11 protein-coding genes and 8 pseudogenes are annotated in these 17,136 nt (G+C 54.8%); 10 read left to right on the top strand and 9 right to left on the bottom strand.

The features are described 5' to 3' along the window. Positions 1 to 54: 54 nt before the first annotated feature. The gene (locus PSUM_RS02725; RefSeq protein ID WP_020797770.1) at positions 55 to 468 is read right to left on the bottom strand and encodes a type 2 periplasmic-binding domain-containing protein; all 414 of its coding nucleotides are present in this window, start codon (positions 466 to 468) and stop codon (positions 55 to 57) included. Here PSUM_RS02725 and PSUM_RS02720 point away from each other — a divergent pair. Further along, positions 446 to 565, top strand: a pseudogene (locus PSUM_RS02720) (AzlC family ABC transporter permease); the annotation flags it as partial. The gene PSUM_RS02725 and the pseudogene PSUM_RS02720 overlap by 23 nt on opposite strands. Positions 566 to 843: 278 nt before the next feature. On the opposite strand, the pseudogene PSUM_RS32005 reads toward PSUM_RS02720, so the two are convergent. The 6 genes and pseudogenes from PSUM_RS32005 to nhaA all read right to left on the bottom strand — a co-directional run. Continuing rightward, positions 844 to 939, bottom strand: a pseudogene (locus PSUM_RS32005) (VOC family protein); the annotation flags it as partial. Between the two features lie 12 nt (positions 940 to 951). Next, positions 952 to 1,054 (bottom strand): annotated as a pseudogene (locus PSUM_RS32540) (hypothetical protein); the annotation flags it as partial. A gap of 115 nt (positions 1,055 to 1,169) precedes the next feature. After that, a pseudogene (locus PSUM_RS32000) lies at positions 1,170 to 1,379 on the bottom strand (histidine ABC transporter substrate-binding protein); the annotation flags it as partial. 365 nt (positions 1,380 to 1,744) lie between these two features. Beyond that, positions 1,745 to 2,395: pseudogene (locus PSUM_RS02705) on the bottom strand (potassium transporter TrkG); the annotation flags it as partial. 135 nt (positions 2,396 to 2,530) lie between these two features. Next, entirely contained in the window at positions 2,531 to 3,823 is a 1,293-nt protein-coding gene (ltrA, locus tag PSUM_RS02700; RefSeq protein WP_083348927.1) for a group II intron reverse transcriptase/maturase, read from the bottom strand. 758 nt (positions 3,824 to 4,581) lie between these two features. Further along, positions 4,582 to 5,919 carry a Na+/H+ antiporter NhaA gene (gene nhaA / locus PSUM_RS02690; RefSeq protein ID WP_020797765.1) on the bottom strand — a complete coding sequence of 446 codons (1,338 nt, stop codon included), beginning with the start codon at positions 5,917 to 5,919 and terminating at the stop codon, positions 4,582 to 4,584. 229 nt (positions 5,920 to 6,148) lie between these two features. On the opposite strand from nhaA, the gene PSUM_RS02685 reads away from it, so the two are divergent. After that, on the top strand, positions 6,149 to 7,444 hold the full coding sequence (locus tag PSUM_RS02685; RefSeq protein ID WP_020797764.1) for a DUF2254 domain-containing protein: 1,296 nt from the start codon (positions 6,149 to 6,151) through the stop codon (positions 7,442 to 7,444). On the opposite strand, the pseudogene PSUM_RS02680 reads toward PSUM_RS02685, so the two are convergent. Continuing rightward, a pseudogene (locus tag PSUM_RS02680) lies at positions 7,433 to 8,527 on the bottom strand (chloride channel protein); the annotation flags it as partial. The gene PSUM_RS02685 and the pseudogene PSUM_RS02680 overlap by 12 nt on opposite strands. 5 nt (positions 8,528 to 8,532) lie before the next feature. On the opposite strand from PSUM_RS02680, the pseudogene PSUM_RS02675 reads away from it, so the two are divergent. The 8 genes and pseudogenes from PSUM_RS02675 to ppa all read left to right on the top strand — a co-directional run. Beyond that, positions 8,533 to 8,766 (top strand): annotated as a pseudogene (locus PSUM_RS02675) (TAXI family TRAP transporter solute-binding subunit); the annotation flags it as partial. Further along, a pseudogene (locus PSUM_RS02670) lies at positions 8,676 to 9,424 on the top strand (TRAP transporter large permease subunit); the annotation flags it as partial. The pseudogenes PSUM_RS02675 and PSUM_RS02670, both read left to right, overlap by 91 nt. Beyond that, positions 9,421 to 9,789, top strand: coding sequence for a DUF1850 domain-containing protein (locus tag PSUM_RS02665; protein WP_081648159.1), 369 nt, complete (start codon positions 9,421 to 9,423; stop codon positions 9,787 to 9,789). The pseudogene PSUM_RS02670 and the gene PSUM_RS02665, both read left to right, overlap by 4 nt. 655 nt (positions 9,790 to 10,444) lie before the next feature. Next, positions 10,445 to 11,125 carry a response regulator transcription factor gene (locus tag PSUM_RS02655; protein WP_020797758.1) on the top strand — a complete coding sequence of 227 codons (681 nt, stop codon included), beginning with the start codon at positions 10,445 to 10,447 and terminating at the stop codon, positions 11,123 to 11,125. Continuing rightward, positions 11,103 to 12,488, top strand: coding sequence for a sensor histidine kinase (locus PSUM_RS02650; RefSeq protein WP_020797757.1), 1,386 nt, complete (start codon positions 11,103 to 11,105; stop codon positions 12,486 to 12,488). The genes PSUM_RS02655 and PSUM_RS02650 overlap by 23 nt, the downstream gene beginning before the upstream one ends. 148 nt (positions 12,489 to 12,636) lie before the next feature. Then, positions 12,637 to 13,809 (top strand): D-alanyl-D-alanine carboxypeptidase family protein, encoded by a 1,173-nt coding sequence (locus PSUM_RS02645; RefSeq protein ID WP_487247562.1) that lies wholly within the window; start codon positions 12,637 to 12,639, stop codon positions 13,807 to 13,809. 66 nt (positions 13,810 to 13,875) lie between these two features. Next, positions 13,876 to 14,181, top strand: a complete 306-nt coding sequence (locus tag PSUM_RS02640; protein ID WP_020797755.1) for a DUF6388 family protein — start codon at positions 13,876 to 13,878, stop codon at positions 14,179 to 14,181. Between the two features lie 16 nt (positions 14,182 to 14,197). Next, the gene (gene ppa, locus PSUM_RS02635; protein WP_083348925.1) at positions 14,198 to 14,743 is read left to right on the top strand and encodes an inorganic diphosphatase; all 546 of its coding nucleotides are present in this window, start codon (positions 14,198 to 14,200) and stop codon (positions 14,741 to 14,743) included. 695 nt (positions 14,744 to 15,438) lie between these two features. Here ppa and aspT read toward each other — a convergent pair. Beyond that, positions 15,439 to 17,136 carry an aspartate-alanine antiporter gene (aspT, locus tag PSUM_RS02630; RefSeq protein WP_083348924.1) on the bottom strand — a complete coding sequence of 566 codons (1,698 nt, stop codon included), beginning with the start codon at positions 17,134 to 17,136 and terminating at the stop codon, positions 15,439 to 15,441.

The following is a 17,136-nucleotide window of genomic DNA, read 5'->3' as shown; positions in this document are numbered from 1 at the left end:
CGCGAAGTAAGTGTCGACCGCAAGACTTGTGTACCTGAGGGGAGCGATTCGTATCTATGCCAACTGCATCAGCGCATCCTCCACCGCAGCCACCATGCGGTTGCCCTTGCCCCCTGGAAGCTTCCAGGAAGCGATGACCATGCCAAGTGCAACCGATTGATCTAGCGGTGCGACCAGTTCGCCGCTGTCCAGATACCGCTGGATGAGGCTGCGGCGACCAATGAGCACACCCGCGGCCATCAGGGCTTGCTGCACGGCGATGGAGTACAGGGAAAAACCGGGGCCGCGGGCGACGAACTTCTGAGTCGGCATGACCGAGCGGGCCCATACCTCCCAGTCACTCACATCCGGGATACAGCGCACGTTGGCGAGATCTTCAGGATGCTTGATCTGGGCAGCCAGGGCTGGCGTACAGGCCCGCATTATCTCTTCGACGGCGAGCACGGTGGTCACCGCATTGGTGATCAATCTTCGCTTCCTGATGTACAGCGCATCGTTGGCGCCCCACCTGCACCACTTGCCCCGAAGCAAGACCTGGCCCATGTCCTATTTGCTCGCCGACCAGGTCGAGCGAGCTTTCCCAGTGGGACCTTTCCTGTTGCACGTCGGGCCAGTTCTGACGCCGAGGTCAATCCCGGAAATGGACTGGGGACGGGGAGCCAGGTCTTCAATTACAACGCGAAGATCTACACCGATCAGGCGACACCGCCAGCGGGGAGTTATCTGGACAGTGTGGTGCTGGATGTGGGGTTTTGATGTTTGGTCGCTTGATAGCTAACCCGGATTCCGTGGACGCCCGCTGATTTCAGGAGGCCGCGTCGTTCAGGCGCGGCAATATGCAGCTTACGCAGCCTTGAAGGAGTACGCCGCCAGCTTGTTACCGTCCAGGTCTCGCGCGTAAGCCGCATAGGCGTTAGGTGCCCAGACTCGCGGACCCGGTCCCCTTCGTCGTGTATGGCAGATGCCGGTGACGATGATTAGCACCAGCATCGATTTCGACAATTTGCAGAGGCTGGTTCGACGCGAAGGCGACAGCAGTTCGTGATTTGATCATGGACTTTTTCCTGAGCGCCCAAAGGAGTCGCCTCTGTGCAGAAGCGGTAAAAATCAGTAGTGAGAGAGTGTCGCGACGTTACATAAGCGGCGGGCATCCGTGCCCTCGAGACCGGTTAGAGCGCTGCCTTGATTTTTTTTGCCGCGGCTTCATCGATCCAGGCGTGCCAGGCTTCCGGGTGCTCCTTGAGGATTATCCTTGCCAGCTTTAGCGATTCGATGCGCTCCTGGGTCATCCGCGCCAGGTTCTGGTTCAACAAATCGGCTGTAGAAACGGCCTTTTGGGCGGTTCCTCCGGATCCTTGAACACCGCCAGGTGCTTGCTCCCATCATGATGTCGGTCAGGAGCATCCCGCTCTCCCAGTTCAGGCCGGCAAACTTCAGCACCTTGACCGAATCGCACCAACCCGAGGCCTGGCTTGAAGCACTGCCAACGAGCAAGCCAAAGGTGAGTAACGAAGCCAGCAAACTCTTCCTGTTTTGGCTGACCCCATGGCCACCGACCATCCACTGGCGGACAGCAAAATAACTACGCTCAGGACTTCAAGACCTACAATCTGGTGAACTATTCAGCCGATCGCGCCAGTGGCTGGGAATACGACCGTTTCTTATTTTGAGCAGAGGACCGCTATTGCGCACTCGGACATTACGACCTGGTAAACGATCTGCTGGCGGATCCAAGGCAAAGTGATCAATATCTCCAGAACACAGGCGTCAAAATCACCAGCACCGTCAGAATCTCCAAGCGCCCAAGTAGCATGCCAACGGTCTGCAACCACTTTGCAGTGTCTGGCAACGAAGCAGAATTGCCCGCAGGCCCAATGATCGTGCCAAGCTCCGGCCCAACATTGCATACTGCAGTGGCGGCCCCACTCAAGGCCGTCGTCCAATCCAATCCGATCAACGCCAATCCCAATGCGATCACGGCAATGGTGATGGTGATGGTGATGGTGATGGTGATGGTGATGGTGAAGAAAAATGAGAACGTCAACAGCGAGCGCAGGACTTCCTCATCAATCGGGTGACCGTTGTATTTTTTCTGGATCACTGCGCGAGGATGGATCAGTTGCTTCAAGCCACTCAGGAGCAACGCGGCAGCAACCTGAAAGCGGAAAGTTTTTAGGCCACCAGCGGTAGATCCTGAGCATCCACCAACGAAGGTCAGGTAGAAAAACAACAACACAGAAAAACTGCCCCACAGTGTGTAGTCACCTACTGCGATGCCCGTTGTCGTGACGACCGAAGTCACGTTGACGGCTACGATGCGAAAGGCATCCCACCAGCCGTAATCGCTGTGTAAACACAGCCACGTCCCTATTATCAGCCAGGTAACGATCAGAAACAGCTAGCCAAGACCCGCGCTGTCAGTTGTCGAAACTTATCCAGCGTATCGGCATAGGGGACGGCCTTCACAGGCCGTTCCCCTGCCACACCACCCGGCATGCGGGTCCGCACCGGGCGGTTCGAGAGATTGAGGTTATGAGAGACGCACTAATCCCAGCCTGTCGAACCACGCAATATTAAGCACGCGATTCAGATCAAGACGACTGTTACGCCACCAGCGGCAGGTATTTCCCGCCACCTTCTGTGCCACCTGGATGTTTGCACCAAGTGCTCGTAGCTCACGATACGTCGTCGTTCCACGCCCCCATTGTTTAAGCTGGATAGCTCGCAATCGGTGTCGCATCCATTCGTCCAACTCACGCCAGACGGCTGGGGTTTGCGACAAACCGAAGTAAGCCTTCCAGCCCAAAATGTAAGGTCGCAGCTCATCAGCAATCTGCTGCAAGCTACGGCCACACGAGCGTCGGGTGTACCAGCGTATTCGCTGCTTGAACTGCTTCTGCGCTTTATAGGATGCAGCACGCTTGACTTCGCCGCGGGCTGACCACATCTCATAGCCCAAGAACTTGCGACCAAACGCACTCGCCACTGCACTCTTGCTCGCGTTGACACTCAAGTGCAGCTTGTCATACAGACGCTTCAGCAGAGCCATTACCCGCTCCCCCGCCTTATGACTGCGAACATACACATTCGCATCGTCGGCATAACGCACGAAGCAATGACCTCGACGCTCAAGCTCCCGATCCACTTCGTCCAGCAGCACATTCGCCAGCAACGGCGACAGCGGGCCGCCTTGCGGCGCCCCGCAGCGGCTTTTCTCGACCACGCCATTGATCAGCGTTCCTGCATCCAGATAGGCACGAATCAGCCGGATAACCGCCCGATCCGTGATCCGTTTGCGTAAGCGCCCCATCAAAATGTCGTGATCGACCCGGTCGAAGAACTTTTCCAGGTCAACATCCACCACCACTTTGCGTCCCGAGGACACCTGGCGCTGGGCCGCCAAAACGGCGTCCTGCGCACTGCGCCCCGGGCGAAAACCGTAGCTGTGTTCACTGAAAGTCGGATCGAGTAGTGGTTGCAAGACTTGCAGCAACGCCTGTTGGATCAGGCGGTCGGTGACCGTGGGAATGCCCAACTCGCGCTGACCGCCGTCGGGCTTGGGAATGACCACTCGGCGTACCGGACTGGGCCGGTAGACACCAGACATAAGCTGTTCACGAATCACGACCCATTGGGTCAGCAGATGCTCGGCCGTCTGATCTATGTTCAGACCGTCGACTCCCGCTGCACCTTTGTTGGCCTTGACCCGCTTCCACGCCTGCTTCAGGTTTTCTCTCGCAAAGGCCCGCTCCAGCAGCCCTTGCCCTGCGTTATAGGGTTCATCTTGCGGGCGATTGACCTCGTCGCTGATGGGATATCTCACGGTTTCACCGCTCGTTATCTCCGTCCGCCCCGCGTTTGGCAGGCATCTGACTTCCGGTCTTTCGCATCAACATGGCCTATGACGCTTTCTCTCGTTCGGCCCTTCGTCAAAAAAAAAGACTACTACGGCCTCTGCTGACTTCTCGCTCCGGCTGGCGCCGTCGCCCTTTCAGGCACAAGGCGAGATCTCCCCAGGTAAGAACGCAATCCTTCACCACACAACCGCCGGATTTACACAGCCTGATCCTTGACCACAAAAGCTTCGCGGTTTTGTGCCCGCTCGCCCTGATCGGCTTTGCCTTTTATCCGGTTCTTGTACATCGGCTCATGGCTTCGATTCACGCTTCCTCCCCACACTCGGTCGCCCTCATGCAGTTGCGCTTCACTTCGTTCGCTGTGGTCAGCTTACGGCGGGACTTTCACCCACAAGATTGCGCCCATGCTGGGCGCACACAAAAAACCCGGCACTAGGCCGGGTTTACCCATGCTCCTCAACGGCCCCCAACTGAGAGGGATGGAGAACTGACAACAAAGCACAGACCGCGGATAGTGCCAAAGGCCATTTTGTAAAGCACTCGACTCGTGAAAAGAGGTTGCGACGATAGGCTGCTTCGACTTTCCGCACAGTGATCATTGATTCAACGCCACGACTCCTCATCAGCTACACCACCGGCAGGATGTAAACTCAATCGAGCAATGGCCGGGCTGCCGTCGCCCAGTGGTGATCGCACCGATGAAACTAGCACATAGCTAAAAGTCTCAGTACTTCAGTTTCCCCCAGATCAATCCAAAGAGTGCGGCCAAGGCAGAAGCCGCCAGAACACTGAGTTTCGCTGCCGAGAGTAACGCCGGATCAGGAAACGCTAACGACGCAATGAAAATGGACATGGTGAATCCGATGCCAGCCAACAGTCCCACCAGGCCAACACCCACCCAAGTCACCCCCTGGGGTAGCTCACAAATGTTGAATTTGACGAGGGTTACGCTGGCCAAAATGATTCCCATAGGCTTACCCAGCACCAGCGCCAGTACCACCCCAATGAACACATTCAGGGAAACCGCATCGCCCAGGTTATTGCCCTCCAGACTCACCCCAGCGTTAGCCAATGCAAAAAGTGGCATGACCCCAAACGCGACCCATGAATGCAATCCCGCCTGCACTCGCTGCACAGGAGGCAATATTTCCCGCTCAGCGTGTCGGAGTTGTTTGAGCGGTGTCGCCACTGCCTGCGCACTACTCCCGGATTGGGCAAGTCGATCCATCAGTTCATGAAACGTGCGCCCTATGGTGTCCAGCGGGCGTTCCGTGGCAGGTTTGGAGATGACCGGCGTCATCAGCCCGAGAATCACCCCCGCGAGCGTTGGGTGCACACCGGTTTTCAAGAGACCCAACCAAACAATTGCACCAGGCAGTATGTACACGTAGGCCTTGCTGATCCCCATTCGCTGAAAAGCCAACACCAGTGCCAGACCGCTCAACGCCACCCCCAAACCGAGATAATTGAGGGTCGAGGTATAGAACACGGCGATGATGAGGATGGCGACAATGTCGTCGATAATGGCCAGCGCCAACAGCAACACACGAATCCCCCCCGGAATAGACTTCCCCAGGAGTGCGAGTACACCTACTGCGAATGCAATATCGGTGGCCGTCGGTACGGCCCAACCTGCACTGGCCTCGGTTCCATGATTGAACAGCATGTAGATGATCGCCGGCACCAAGACTCCGCCCAATGCGGCGCCTAGAGGCAGGGTCGCCAACTTTAAATTCGCGAGCGCGCCGTCATGAATTTCCTGGCGTATCTCCGCGCCAACCACGAGGAAGAATATCGCCATCAACCCGTCATTAACCAAAAAGTGCAATGAGCACGCGACCTTGAAGTCACCTAGTCCCAATGTGAGCTGGGTATTCCAGAAATGCTCGTAAGAATCGGCAATCGGGCTGTTCGCCCAAATCAGCGCAACCAATGCCGCGAGTAAAAGCACCACACCACTGACGGCTTCGATATGAGAAAACTGCTCAATCGCAGTCAGCGCGCGAGCGGTCAACAGCTGGGGACGCGGAATAGAGGGGGACGCCGAGTTTTGATCAGGCACATTGACTCTCCGCTAGCGGCCCGACCAGCGTTTGAGCATTAACCTGCGATGTGCCGTATGCAGCAACGCACCCAGCTCGATGATAAGTAGCTTGCCGATGGGAAGCAAATGACTCCGGCAATGAACCTTCCGCCGACAATGGCACTCCATCAAAGGTAATTGGGTTGCTGCATCGGCAGACCCGAATATGCGTCCTGGCTCAATGACGTCGCTAGAGAGGGTATTGACGATGATTGCTCGTTGGCGCTGGCTACTGCATCAGATGACTAAACGGCTTTGGGTCAGAGCCAGCTTGTTTTCTGTCCTGGGGGTGGCGACCGCATTGCTCGCCGTTGTCTTCAAGGACTACATTCCCGCCTCACTGCCCGCGCGTATCGGCGCCGACGCCGTTGACAAGATTCTGGGCATCATCGCCTCCAGCATGCTCGCCGTTACCACCTTTTCGCTAAGCACCATGGTGGCCGCCTATGGTGCCGCAAGTAGTGGTGTCACACCCCGCGCCACCACATTGGTGATGGAAGACAGCACGACCCAAAATGCGCTCGCTACCTTTATCGGTTCATTTCTATTCAGCTTGGTTGGGATCATTGCATTAAGCACTGGTGTCTATGGCGCGCAGGGAAGGGTTTTGCTTTTTGCGGTGACCATCGCCGTAGTGATTTTGATCGTGTACACACTTCTGCGTTGGATCGATCACCTATCGAGACTGGGACGGGTGGGTGAAACCATTGATCGCGTCGAAGAGGCCACCATCAATGCGATCAACAATCGGGTCAAATGGCCTTATCTGGGGGGAGTCGCCTACCCTACCGACGGAATTGTTCCATACTCAACGAGAGCCATCACCAGCCTTCAGACCGGGTATGTCCAACACATCGATGTACATGCCTTAGGGGCAATTGCTGAAGAGCACGAGACGCAGATTTATCTCGATATTCTTCCTGGCACCTTTGTACATGAAGACATGCGCTTAGCCCGCGTCGCGATTTTAAGCAATGAGCGCGTCGAAGAACTGGAAGCCTGCACTGAAAAGATCCTTGGCGCGTTGACCATTGGCGTACGACGAACCTTTGAGCACGATCCCCGGTTCGGGCTTTCGGTGCTGTCGGAGATTGCCTCACGCGCCTTGTCACCTGCGGTCAATGACCCCGGAACTGCAATTGACGTACTCGGTCGCGGTGTCAGGAGTCTCACCTGTTGGGGTAAGCCACCAGGGGAGATCGAGCATGTAGATTCCGGGTGCGAGCGAGTCTTCCTGCGCGGACTGGACGTCGATGATCTGTTCGATGACTTTTTTGCCCCCATCGCCAGAGATGGCGCGAGCTTGATTGAAGTGGACCTTCGAATGATGAAGGCACTGATCAGTCTGGCCCAGATCAATCCGGATATTTTCAAGAATCCCTGTGCCAGACATATGACCCTTTTACTCAAGCGGGCAGAGCATGCGCTCACAATGTCCGAAGACAAAGCGAAGCTCAGTGCACTGGATCGAACCCTGGTTCACAAAAACAACCTATCGATTTGATTTTCGTGTTGCGGAGTCATTATCCGGTGATTGCAGAAAGCCGCGAGCCAGTTGCTGGTACAACTCGGGCCCCATCCGCGCACTGACTGCTTTGGCAATCAATGCCACTGCCAAGAGACTGATGACCATCCCATGGCTGTCGATCATCTCCATCACAATGATCGCGGAAGTGATCGGAGACTGTGTTACAGCGGTGAGAAAACCGACCATGCACAGCGCAATAATCGGCTGCGCCGCCAAACCAAAGAAGTCCGCGACGTTCTCACCTACCGCGGCGCCAACGGCCAGGGACGGGGCAAAAATGTCGCCCGGAATACCGGAGAAGTATGTCACTACCGTCGCAAGAAAACGGGTGATCGGCGCGCGCCACGGCAGGCCGACATCGGACACGATGATCTGCGACGTGATCCCGTAGCCACTGCCAAATGACATGCCGCCACTCAACCAACCCAGAATCGCCACTATCATCCCACAAGCGCCGGCAAACCAGACGGGATGCACGCGCCGCCATTCCCAGAGGACGAATCGATGATGACGTTGAGGCCACAGCAGCATCCGGCTGAACAATCCGCCCAGCAACCCGCAACCAATGCCGGTCACCACGACCGGGACGATGATATCCAGACCGATTTCGTGAATATCGAAGTGACCGAAATAATTGTAGTTACCCTGCAAGGCGATGGCGACCATCCCCGACAGAATGATCGTGCTAAGCAAAACCCCGCTAGTGCGAGTCTCCAGCTTGCGCCCCAACTCCTCGACGGCAAAGGCTACAACGGCTAGCGGTGTATTGAAGGCTGCTGCGATACCTGCCGCCCCTCCAGCCAGAATGAGATCTTCGCTGCGGATGATTCGCGCATTAGGCAGATAACGGTGGAAAAAATGCATGATCGAGGCGGCGACTTGCACTGGCGGCTCTTCACGTCCAGCGGAAAAGTCACCCGTCAGCGCCAGCGTACCGAGGCCTATCTTGGCAAAGGCAATATGCAGCGACACCAGTTTGTCGACGCGTTTGCCTTGATGCGCCTGGCGCGTAGCAGCGATCACTTGGGGAATGCCGCTGCCATGGGAGCCTACAAAAAACGGGTGGGCAACCTGAAGCGGTACCGACGGTGGCGATCACTAATATTCTGGTAACGCGTGCCGACTTGTCCGATGAAGTGGCTTATGAAATGACCAAGCTGTTGTTCGAAAACCTGACCCGACTGGGCAACTCTCATTCGGCGGCCAAGGACATCAAGCTGGAAAATGCAGCCAAAAACCTGCCGATAGCAATGCACCCGGGCGCCCCATTACTGGGTCGGGGATTGCCAACGTCGTGACGACAGGACAATTCACGATCCCGCTGATGAAGCGCTTTGGTTACCGGGCGGCTTTTGCCGGCGGGGTCGGGCTGGCACTGACGGCGATCGGGATTCTTGGCTCGGCGATCATTCTCAGAGTGCATGGTTTTGGGCTGCGCTGTGCATTCTGGATCGCCCTGGGCATTCTTTGCACTGGATTCTTCCAGCTGGGAATGGAACTGGGTGTACCCTGATCGTGTCACACATGTTCGTGTTCTATTTCGGCATCCTCGCCGACCTGACGCCACCGGTGGCCCTCGCCTGCTTTGCCGCTGCACCGATTGCGAAGGAGACCGGATTCAAGATCAGCCTATGGGCAGTCCGTGTTGCGCTCGCTGGATTCATCACTCCGTTCATGGCCGTCTAAAACCCGGCGCTCATGTTGCAAGGTGACAGTCTATGGATGACTGCCTACATGCTGATCAAGACCACGTTGGCGGTCGGTCTGTGGAGAATGGCGTCAACGGGTTACTTGCAGCAGAAGATGGCGCTATGGGAACGCTTCTTGAGTGTTGGCGCAGGTGCGCTGTTGATAGTTGCTTTGCCGCTGACCGATGAAGTTGGCTTCGCACTTGGGCTGCTGGTAGTCCTTCAACACCTGGGGCGGTCGAAGCAGATCGGTACGGCTAACGCATGATTGGATTGTGCCTGGGCCTGGCCGGTGTCGTCTGGGCCCAGTTACCCATTTCGAAGTTCACATTGGCGTGGAACCACACCATCGAGAAGGTCCGTTGGGAGGAGGACTACCGCGTCACTAAGCAAGGACTGGTAATGGAGGGAGCCAGTATCCAGGGCAATGTTGCGGGAATGGAAGTTCCTGAAAACGTCCGGTTGGAAAACGGTAGTTGGCACTACCGACCGGTCGTGAAAGCCACTAAATCCTATCGCGCGGACGATTCGACAGCCTGGCGTGTAGCAAAATACCTCACGCAGGAGAATTACAATTCTCTATGGAATAAGGTGAACGAGGCGTATATCACACGAGACGCTGAAACCGTGTGACCACTCACCCGAGAACTCCACACCTGTGTGTGAACGCCCATGATCTGGCCTATGCAAAATGTGGGCGATCAGTGGTCAGCCCGGAAGTCTCCATAACCTCTCGGCAACTCCATCCAAGTGTCAAGCGTTGCGAGCTGCCTGGCGACAGCAGCGTCCCACTCAGGGCCCCGGGCCATGTTTTTACTCATCATGTCGAGGATGACAGCTGTCGCCTGTTCGTACTCATGGTGTATTTCCAACGCTTTTGCTAAAAACTCTTCTTGCCGAGTCATAGGGGCTCCAACGGCGGAAACCGAGCATTGATTTGCATCCATACACAATTGACATCGGTAAGAATTCATTGGTTGCAAGAGACTCGTTGATAGCCCCAGCTCCACATCAGTCACACCGATTGTTTCACGCAGTGACCCGACTTGCGTAGGTACACACCAAACCAAAGGCCAACAAAAAGAACGCCAAATAAGGGGTCATGCTTTCCCTCCTTCCGGTGTGGGGCACATCTGTCGTGAATATATCCGTGCTTTGGCAGGCAACAAGGTTAAGGTGTGTTAAGAAAATTTAATCTTCGACCGCAACGCTGGTCACTAAGGTAGACCTCCCTAGGCTCTCGGCATTGAGTCGCAAGCCTTAGAGGCAGGCTGAATCGGAGGATGGTATGAGTTGCGCACTGGTTATAGAGGACGACAAGGTAACGGCGGAAGTCATCATCGCGGAACTCCAACGCCACGGTTTCAGTTCGAAATGGGCTGCAACTGGGCGCGACGGGCTGGCACTGGCGATTGCAGGAGGTTACGACGCCATTACCCTGGATCGTATGCTTCCCGATTTTGATGGCCTGACCATTGTCAGTACGTTGCGTAGTCTAGGGATTCAAACACCGGTCCTGATGATCAGCGCACTTTCAGACGTCGATGAGCGCGTTCAGGGCCTGCGGGCTGGCGGCGATGACTATCTGACAAAACCCTTTTCTGCTATCGAGATGGTTGCACGTCTTGACGCGTTGCTTCGACGCACCAGTGCAGGCACAAGCCATCCGCAACTTAGCTGCGGAAACCTGCGACTGGATCTGGTTGAGCACAAACTGACTCGCAATGACGAACACATCCTGCTACTACCGACCGAGTTCAAGCTGCTAAATTACCTGATGCGCAATGCCGGTCAGTTGGTCACCCGAACCATGCTGTTTGAAGAGGTCTGGGGTTATCACTTCGACCCTGGGACGAACATCATCGATGTTCACATTGGTCGTCTGCGCAAAAAGCTTGAAGGCGATGAAGGTACTCCCGTCATTCATACGATACGCGGTGCCGGCTATGTCCTTGCTACCAAAGACTGAGGAATGGCGCTCATCCGGTAGTCGATTGATCGGGTTCTACGCCGTATTTTTTGTGGTTTGGAGCGCTCTTTTCACCGGGGTGTTGTACTGGGAAATCTCCCACTACCTGGGAACCGTCGCAGAGCGGACATTATTGCAGCGTGCCCACTACTATCAAAAAATCGATGACAAAAAACTGGTGAAAGAACTGGCTGCCAGTGAAGCCTATTCAACGCCCGGAATCGATGCGTATGGATTGTTCACTTCCGACGGCACACACATTGCTGGAGACCTGCTCAAATTGCGCTCCAGTTTGCCCGATGATGGCAAGGTTCATTATCTTGAGCGCGGACTGAGCATTGCGTTGCCTGACAAGGAAACCAGAAGCAGTTATGCCCTGTTAGCACGTCGCCCCGACGGGCATATTCTTATCCTGGCGCGTGACGGCGGCTCGATTTTAGCCGTTGGCGGGATTATCGAGCAGGCACTACTGTGGGGATTTTCGTTAACACTCATCCCCGGATTGATTGGTTGGTATTTGTTGAGGCGTCTGCCGCTACGCCGTGTCAAACGCCTACAACTTTGTACCGAGAGTATCGTTTCAGGCAACTTGTCGGAGCGCTTACCCTTATCCACCCGCCGCGATGAATTGGATATGCTGGCAAGCGCAGTGAATACGATGCTTGATCATATCGAGCAACTGATGCATGAGGTCAAAAGCGTCTGTGATGGTGTCGCCCACGATCTGCGTACGCCACTCACACGGCTGCGTGCAAGACTCTATCAGCTCCAGCAACTGCCTATGGACAGTGATCACGAGCAAACATTGAATCAAGCCCTTGAGGAAAGCGAATCGATCATGGTTCGATTTCAAGGGTTGCTTCGGGTTGCTGAACTCGACGACATTCGTCGCCGCTCGGCTTTTGCACCATTCCAAATCATGGCGCTGTTACAGCAAGCGTATGAATTCTATGAGCCTTTGGCGCTCGATCGCTCCCAGACGCTATCCCTGGAAATTACCAATGACCTGCCTCAGTTGTATGGCGACTCTTCGTTGATGTTTGAAGCCTTGGTCAACTTGCTCGATAACGCCATCAAATTTACTCCAGAGGGAGGCCACATAAAATTGCGGGGTAGTATCAAGGATTCAGCGGTCGTCATTGAAGTCGCTGACGATGGGACTGGCATACCCGAGACAGACCGCACCCACGTCATTCGCAGGCTCTATCGAGGGGACGCCAGCAGAATGCAACCCGGCCATGGCCTCGGGTTATCCCTGGTCGCGGCCATCGTAAAATTACATGGCTACACGCTGGATATTCAGCCTACCGCCATGCATAGCGGTACCCGTGTCTTGATTATCTGCCCGACAATTTCCAGTTGATTGCGGATTCATCGACATCTGCACATTAAATTTAACTTAATCCAACTTAATTTGAGGCCCCCAGCCCTGAGAGCTAGCTTTGCAGCACATTCTGCTGATCCAAGGCGTCTTCCTTGTGAAATACCTGCTGTCCCTGCTTGTGTTAACCATGTTCTGCCTAATGCCTGTAGTTTTGGCTAACCCTGCGCTGGCTGAAACCCACTCACCTGGGACAATGATCCCAGCCCCTCCAAAGCTCGGGGCTAAAGCCTGGATACTGATCGACGCGGCTACGGGTAGCGTGATTACCAGTCACAACAGCGAAATGCGATTACCCCCCGCAAGCCTGACAAAAATGATGACCGCGTATGTCACCACAGGTGAAATCAAGGCCGGGAACCTGAAGGCTGATGACAGCAGCACCGTTAGCGAAAATGCCTGGCGTACGGGTGGTTCACGAATGTTTCTTGACCCGGGCAGTTCGGTTTCAGTTCACGACTTGCTGAGCGGTGTGATCATCGACTCTGGCAATGACGCAAGCGTTGCACTCGCCGAACATGTAGCCGGAAGCGAAGCAGCCTTCGTCGGGATGATGAATTCCACCGCATCCGTATTAGGCATGGGTAACACACACTTTATGAACTCCACCGGGCTGCCTGATCCAGAGCATTATTCATCTGCTCGCGATATGGCTTTGTTGGCCCGCGCAATCATCAGCCAAGGGGCTAACTCCTACGCCCTTTACTCCAAGAAACACTTTTCCTGGAACGGTATTCGGCAAGCCAATCGCAATCTACTTTTATGGCGCGATGCAAGCTTTGACGGATTGAAAACTGGCCATACCGAGGCCGCCGGTTATTGCATGGTGGCTTCGTCGCACCGAGCCGGGCGACGCTTGATCAGTGTGATTTTTGGCGCTAGCAGCGCACATAAACGCACGGCAGAGACGGAAAAACTCATGGGTTATGGCTTTCGCTTCTTTGATACCCAAACCTACAAAAAAGCAGGGGAGATACTCACGTGGTCTGCGCTCTGGAAAGGCAAAGAACGATTGATCGCCGTGGGATTGCTGGACGATCTGACCCTCACCTTGCCCAAGAATGAAAACCGTGAAGTAGAGACACGGCTGAAGATTGACGGCCCACTCGAAGCGCCTATTTCTGCTGGCACCATCGTTGGAAAACTGGATTTGTACGATGCTGAGCAGAAACTTGGGAGCCTGCCATTGATAGCATTGGAAGACGGTGAACCAGGTGTTTGGTGGATACGTTGGTGGGACTCAATGCATCTATTTTTTTATAGAACAGTCCTCGGTTGGTTTGATGAACCTGCGATTGCATGACCGGGGCCGACGCTACCTCGCATCGAGGTGGAAATCCTCGGGCGACTCACGAAGCTGGAGCATCCGATGAACTCCGATGACTTGCGAAGAGATCTAGCACTGTCGAAGTTCTTCAAGGGCGATTCAGCACTTAATGACGCCGTTAAGGGACTGAGTGAGGATGAAAAACAACAGTGCATCGAGTCAGCCTTCGAAGAAGAGGCCACGCGTCTGGGGATCGAGGTGTGGGAATTAACTCTTACCCTGATTTCAGAGTCACCCGAAGAGCTGAAATGCATGACCATAGAATTTCATCGAGAGGTGGCAGAAATGGTAGAAATGGAATGGGAGGAGTATTGCAAGCTGAATGGAATTAACGGGCGACCTTATTAAATCATTGAGGTGCAAAATGAGTTATGAGGATATTAGAGCAGGCAACGAGATTCCCGATGATTTTTTTACAGTTGTCGACATTCCCGCAAACCATTCTCCAGTTAATTACGAGGTGGACAAATTAAGTGGGCAGATTTTCGTCGACCACTTCATCAGTACATCGCCGCTCTATCCGGCCTACTACGGATTTATTCCAAATACGCTGAGTGATGATGGCGACCTTCTCGACGTACTGGTGATTTGCCCTTACCCAGTATCGCCTGGTGTTGTAATTCGCAGCCGGCCAGTAGGCGTGATCTACACTACAGGTAGAACTGGCACCGGAGCCATCATCGTCGCGGTACCTCACGAGAAGCTCAGCCCTATGTACGCTAACGTGAAGGAATGGGAAGACTTTCCTGTACTGTTGATCGCCCAGATCCAGCATTACTTCGAATACTCCAAGGCGCTGGAACCAGGCAAATGGCTGAAGATGGGGCGTTGGGGGAGCGCAGATGACGCAAGGGTGGAGATTCGCAAGTCGGTCGCCACTTATGTCAAAAGATATGGGTGCACGCCCTGAGTCATACTTAACAGGGTCATGCTCATGGCTGGGAATCATTCGATTACCCGCCCGCTAAACAGCGTGCCGAAGGCGGCATACACACTGGCCAGTTCCATCAACAGGGCCACGGCAAATACCGTAAACATCGGGCGGTATTGAGTGACTTCGGGGGGGTGTCCACGCCTACCCCACGCTTGAAATCATCGGTTTGTTCGCATGTGCGCAGCCAATGGTCATCGACGTTATAACCCTCGCGCTTGAGCAGGTCACGGGACTTAAGCCCGAAAAGGACATACGTGTTCGGGCATGACCATGCGGTAGAGCTTGGCGCGTTTGTTGGGGGGCGGTCATCTTTAGATTCTCCATGCAGGTTCGTCTAACGCCAATGACTCACCGTATCCGGATAAATTCAATGACTGTGCCGGGCGGCCTGGAACAAGTTCATGATCGTCGCCGAACATATATCGCTGCACAGCCGGCATAAAAATAGATGACTTCGCCGGACGCTTACGCTGACAACACCCCGTTCACTCAAAATCCAGTGATCACCGTACTTGGCTTTGCGAGTCCAGGTAAATAACCTGGCAGGACAGATATGGTGTTTTCGCTCGTGCGATTTCGTAGGGGTGGTGGATGCCGCTTTATCGCGACTCCACCCGCCCCTTCTGACAAATCCTTTCCGTAAAGTACTCTAAAGGTTTCTAGCCTATTGCTTAACCGGCTACTACAAAGATGATGATCGGACCGCACACTGCCAACAACACATTGGAAATCGCGTAGCAAACGGTAAAACCAATTACTGGAGTGTTGCTCCCGGATTGCTCGATGATTTTGTTCATCGATGCTGCTTCGGTCTGCGCTCCGGCCAGGGCTCCAAATAGAATCATCGGATGCAAGCGCAGTACATAGCGACCGAAGTACAGTGCCACCAGCGGCGGCAGGATCGTTACCACAGCGCCGGACAGCAGCAACGATATCCCGTGCTCTTTCATCGCCGCAAACGCAGCCGGTCCGGCCAGCAAGCCCACCACCGCACCGAACGCGGTCAATCCGAACTCTGAAAATGCCCATTGTGCAGCCGGTGGCAACGCGCCGATTTCAGGATGCCGTGAGTTGAACCATCCAATCACCAGGGCAGTGACCAATACTCCACCTCCAACGCCTAGCTCCACGGGAATCATTCCGACATGGGTAGTTAGCAGGCCAAGTAATGACCCTACCACCATACCCAACGTATGCATTGCGATATCACTTTTGTAGTTGTTCTCTCGAATCCTTCCCAATCGATCGGCTAACGCTTCGACACTGGTGGTGCGGCCCGTAAGAGTAATCACGTCGCCTCGACGCAATACGGTATTGGGCAACAAAGGCAAGTCGTAGCCCTGACGGGTAATGGTGTTGACGAAACAACCGAGGCGTTGAGTACTGGCCAGCCTGACTCGAGCCTCATGGATAGTTTTGCCAGCAAACTCCGGCGAGGTCAGCACAATGTCCACCTGACGAGTCGGGAATGACAAGGATTCGGGATGGTCCATTTCCGGCCCTATCCATTCGGTGAGCGTACCGACTTCTTCTCGCGGGGCATAAACCCCAACAATGTCCCCTGCCTTGAGGACGAACTCCTCATCACGCTCTATCACCACGCCGACGCGCACTACACGTTCGATTGTCAGCGACTGGTGCTGCCCTTCTAAATCGGCAACGCGCTGGCCATCTGCAGAACCGTTGGTAATCACTTGGTGCGCGCGCACCACGATGCGCGTGTAAGGCACAGTGATTGCGTCTTCATCATTGGCAATGCCCAATTCCAGTTCCAGTTCCAGTTCGCGAGCAGATACCTTGAGGTCGACACCTAGCAACTTCGGAGCAACACTGCCCACGAAGACAATTAGGCCAATGGTGCCGAACAAATAAGTAATCGCATAGGCGATTGCCATGTGGCTGTTGAGTTCGGCCTTGGCCGCAGCATCGATTGCCAATTGATTGATGGCGCTGCTCGCTGTCCCCATGATTGCCGTATCGGTCAACGCCCCGGCGCCGAGCCCGGCAGTAAAACCTGCGTCGAAATCATAGAAGGCGTACATCAATAGAATTGATCCCAGCGCCGTTGCACACAGGACTACAGAAAGCACCACCAATTTCAGGGTGCCGCGATTAAGACTGCCGAAAAACTCCGGTCCGCTCTTGAAACCGACGGCGTAAATGAACATCACAAAAAATACCGACTTCATCCCGGCGGGTACCTCCAGGCCGATCTGACCGATCAATAGCCCCATCAACAGCGCACCAGCCACTGAACCTAGATGAAAGCTGCCGATTCGAATACGGCCGATAAAAACGCCCAGCGCAATGGCGAGGAATACCGCAATTTCCGGGTTGGAACGCAGGGCGTGCAACATAAATTCGAGCAT

The organism is Pseudomonas umsongensis (genome assembly GCF_002236105.1).
In the GTDB taxonomy this organism is placed as follows: Bacteria; Pseudomonadota; Gammaproteobacteria; order Pseudomonadales; family Pseudomonadaceae; genus Aquipseudomonas; species Aquipseudomonas umsongensis.
Note: the sequence above shows the minus strand (reverse complement) of the source record. Positions and strands in the feature narration are given on the sequence as shown.